General features: G+C 78.0%; 1 protein-coding gene and 1 pseudogene. One reads left to right on the plus strand and one right to left on the minus strand.

Annotated elements, in window-relative coordinates:
• Positions 1 to 625: peptidoglycan DD-metalloendopeptidase family protein (locus PLJ28_RS11695; RefSeq protein ID WP_324590163.1), on the plus strand; the 625-nt coding region annotated here is incomplete at its 5' end.
• Here PLJ28_RS11695 and PLJ28_RS11700 read toward each other — a convergent pair.
• A pseudogene (locus PLJ28_RS11700) lies at positions 622 to 822 on the minus strand (glycosyltransferase family 1 protein); the annotation flags it as partial. The gene PLJ28_RS11695 and the pseudogene PLJ28_RS11700 overlap by 4 nt on opposite strands.

The raw sequence follows: 822 nt of genomic DNA on the forward strand, positions 1-822 counted from the left end.
GCGGCGCGGGAGCGTGGTGGCCATGTCACCGCACCTGCCCCGCCCCAGACGCGCCGTCCGCAGCATCACCCCCTGCCCGATGGCGGTGCCCGCCGCCGCGGTGGCGGCCCTGGCGCTGCTCGCCCCGTCCGCGGCGGAGGCCGGTCCCGGTGGCCCCGGCGACTGGTCGGCGCCCTCCCCCGCCAGGGGGGCCTCGGCGGTGCTCCGCCCCTTCGATCCGCCCGCGGCCCCGTGGTCGTCGGGGCACCGCGGCGTGGACTGGGCGAGTCCGGACGGCGGCGTCCTGGCCCCGGGTGCGGGCACCATCCGGTTCGCGGGACCGGTAGCCGGCCGCTCCGTGGTCACCGTGGCCCATCCGGACGGGATGCTCTCCAGCCTCGAACCGGTCGACCTGGCGCCGGGGCTGGCGGTCGGCGATCGCATCGGCGCCGGCGAGCCGGTGGGCTCCGTCCAGGGTGGCGTGGGACATTGCCCGGTCGAGTGCGTGCACTGGGGCGTCCGTATTCCCGACGGCTGGACCGTGCAGGGCGCCACGTGGGACCGCTACGTGGACCCGCTGGTCCTGCTGGGCCTGTCCGGCCCCTCCGTGCTGTGGCCGGTCACGGGCGGACCACCGGTGTCCTAGGTCCCTCGGGAGCGGCGGCGGGCGATCGCCGTGGCCAGGTCCACCAGCGCACGGGCGGAGGTCTCCCAGGAGAACGTGCCGGCCTGGTCGACCGCCGCGCGGGAGGCCGCCGCGAACACCGCCGGGTCCTCGAGTTCCCTGATCCGGCCCGCCAGGAGGGACGGGGAGTCATCGGCGCCCGAGCCCGCCGCCTCCCC

Source organism: Citricoccus sp., from assembly GCF_035445025.1.
In the GTDB taxonomy this organism is placed as follows: domain Bacteria; phylum Actinomycetota; class Actinomycetes; order Actinomycetales; family Micrococcaceae; genus Citricoccus.